Genomic DNA, 2,563 nt, shown 5'->3' with positions numbered 1-2,563 from the left:
GGCGACGACGCTGGCGATGTTGATGACGCGGCCCCAGCGCTCGCGCATCATGAAGGGGAGAACCTGTTGGATGAAGACAAAGGCGGCGGTCAGGTTCACTTGCAGGACATGCTCGAAATCGGCGCGCTTCATGCGCAGGGCCAGCGTATCCTTCGTGATGGCCGCATTGTTGACAAGGATGCTGATGGGACCGGCCTTTGCAGCGGCTTCGGCGATAGCGGCGGGGATGGAATCGAGCGAGGCGAGATCGAGGACGGCGGTATGCGCCTCGCCGCCCTGCCCGGTGATGGCCGCCGCGACTTCCTCGAGCGCCGCCGTATCGCGGGCGGCGAGAATCACCCGGTTGCCGGCCGCCGCCAGGGCGAGAGCGCACGCGCGCCCGATGCCGCGGCTGGCTCCGGTGACCAATGCTGTCCGTTGTGCCATGAAATGAGTACCGACTTTCCATCATAGTAGAAGGAAGACCGATCCTCTTGAACCCTATGGCTTATACCGACCTGCGAGAGTTTGTCCGCGCCCTTGAATCAAAGGGCGAATTGAAGCGTGTCTCCTGCGAAGTGGATCCATATCTCGAGATCACCGAATTCGCGGACCGCGCCGTGAAGAAGGGCGGGCCGGCTCTGCTGTTCGAGAAGCCGAAGGGCCACTCGACGCCCGTGCTGATCAATGCCTTCGCCTCCGCGCGCCGCATGGAGATCGCGCTCGGGGTGTCCTCGGTGGACGAGATTGCCGGACGCATTGCGGAATATCTCGAGATGCGCATGCCGGAAGGCCTGTTGGGGAAGTTGAAGATGCTGCCGAAACTGGCCGAGATGGGCGCGTTCTTTCCCAAGACGGTTTCCGGCGGGTCGTGCAAGGAAGTCATCCGCAAGGACGGGTTTTCGCTCAAGGAGTTCCCGGTGCTGCATTGCTGGCCCCAGGATGGCGGACCATTCATCACGCTGCCGATGGTGTTCTCCCACAACCCGGACACGGGGAAGCGGAACTGCGGCATGTACCGCATGCAGGTGTTTGACGAACGGACGACGGGCATGCACTGGCAGACGCACAAGCAAGGCGCCGAGCATTACCGCCGCCTCCTGAAGGAAGCCAAGCAGGCGAAGATGCCTGTTTCGGTGGCGATCGGCTGCGACCCGGCCACCATGTATTCCGCCATTCTTCCGTTGCCGCCCGACCTGGACGAAATGATGATCGCCGGATTCCTGCGCTCGAAGCCGGTGGAGATGGTGAAGTGCGAAACCAATGACATCCTGGTGCCGGCGCATTCGGAAATCGTTCTCGAGGGCCATGTCGTTCCCGGCGAAATGAGGACCGAGGGTCCGTTCGGGGATCACACGGGCTTCTATTCGCTCGAGGACGAATATCCCGTCTTTCATGTCGATTGCATCACCCACCGTAAGAATCCCATCTACGCCACCACCATCGTCGGACCGCCGCCGATGGAGGATTTCCACATGGGCAAGGCCATCGAGCGGATCTTCCTCCCTCTCATGCGCCTGCAATTGCCGGAGGTGCGCGACATCTGCATGCCCGCCGAGGGAGTATTCCACAACCTCATTCTGGTGTCCATTCGCAAGTCCTACCCAGGCCATGCACGCAAAGTGATGCACGCCATCTGGGGACTGGGACAGGCCATGTTCAGCAAAGTAATCGTCGTGGTGGACGAGGACGTGAACGTGCAGGACGTGGGGGAAGTGGCGTGGAAGGCGCTGAACAATATCGATCCCGAGCGCGATATCCAATTTGTTTTGGGACCGGTGGATTCGCTGGATCACGCAAGCCGCCTCGTCAACTACGGATCGAAGATGGGCATCGACGCCACGCGCAAGTGGAAGGAAGAGGGCTTCCACCGGCCATGGCCCGATGTGATCGCCATGACCCCGGAAGTGCGGCGCAGCGTGGACGCGTTGTGGAAGAAGGCAGGTCTCGCGTAACCGGACAAATTGTCGCCTGGTCCGGACAATCTGTCCGGCAGCCTTCTTGTGGACTTCGATAACTGATTCAGAATCAGCGTTCTCCGATTGGCTCCCGCTTTGCATTTGTTAACGCGCGAAAGCAATTCGTTCAAAGGAGTCCCAGCAGACATGAAGAACGCGTCCAATACATCCACGTTCTCTCCGGTTCGAATGGAGACAAAGGACTTGATCGCGCTGGCGGCAGCGTTAGCCGGCGTTCGAAGAAACGCGGAGCAGGAGCCGAAAAGCTCGAAGCCGCAACACCAGCGGGCGACGGCGGCCACGCTTTCCGACATAGCAACCTGGGGCGGGTAGCCGGTGAACATATGACGGAGACCAATGCATGAAGAATCCGCTGAGAGCGATTGCATTATTTCTACTCGCCGGAACAGCGTTTGCCGATCCGAAGATTGCGCGCGATCTGGATGGCCGGAACTCCAATCAACTGGTTGACGTCATCATCCAGTTCAAAGTTCCGCCATCGGGCAATGACTTGCGGCAAGTGAGCCCGTTCGGGCAGATGCGGCGCCAGTTCCGGAACATGAAGGCCATCAATGTCCGCATGCCGGAAAGGTTCGTTCACATCTTCAAGCTGCTTCCGAACGTCG

At 60.0% G+C, this 2,563-nt stretch carries 3 protein-coding genes; 2 read left to right on the top strand and 1 reads right to left on the bottom strand.

From position 1 onward, the window contains the following. Window positions 1-426, bottom strand: a 426-nt coding sequence (locus WMK75_RS19055) for an SDR family NAD(P)-dependent oxidoreductase (protein ID WP_347269145.1), incomplete at its 3' end; no start/stop codon positions are given. Window positions 427-482: 56 nt separating this feature from the next. On the opposite strand from WMK75_RS19055, the gene WMK75_RS19050 reads away from it, so the two are divergent. After that, window positions 483-1,934 (top strand): menaquinone biosynthesis decarboxylase, encoded by a 1,452-nt coding sequence (locus WMK75_RS19050; RefSeq protein WP_347269144.1) that lies wholly within the window; start codon window positions 483-485, stop codon window positions 1,932-1,934. Between the two features lie 364 nt (window positions 1,935-2,298). Continuing rightward, window positions 2,299-2,563: hypothetical protein (locus tag WMK75_RS19045; protein ID WP_347269143.1), on the top strand; the 265-nt coding region annotated here is incomplete at its 3' end.

This window comes from Paracoccus sp. (in: a-proteobacteria), from assembly GCF_039808215.1.
Lineage (GTDB): Bacteria > Pseudomonadota > Alphaproteobacteria > Rhodobacterales > Rhodobacteraceae > Paracoccus.
This window is presented reverse-complemented; position numbering and strand designations above follow the sequence as displayed.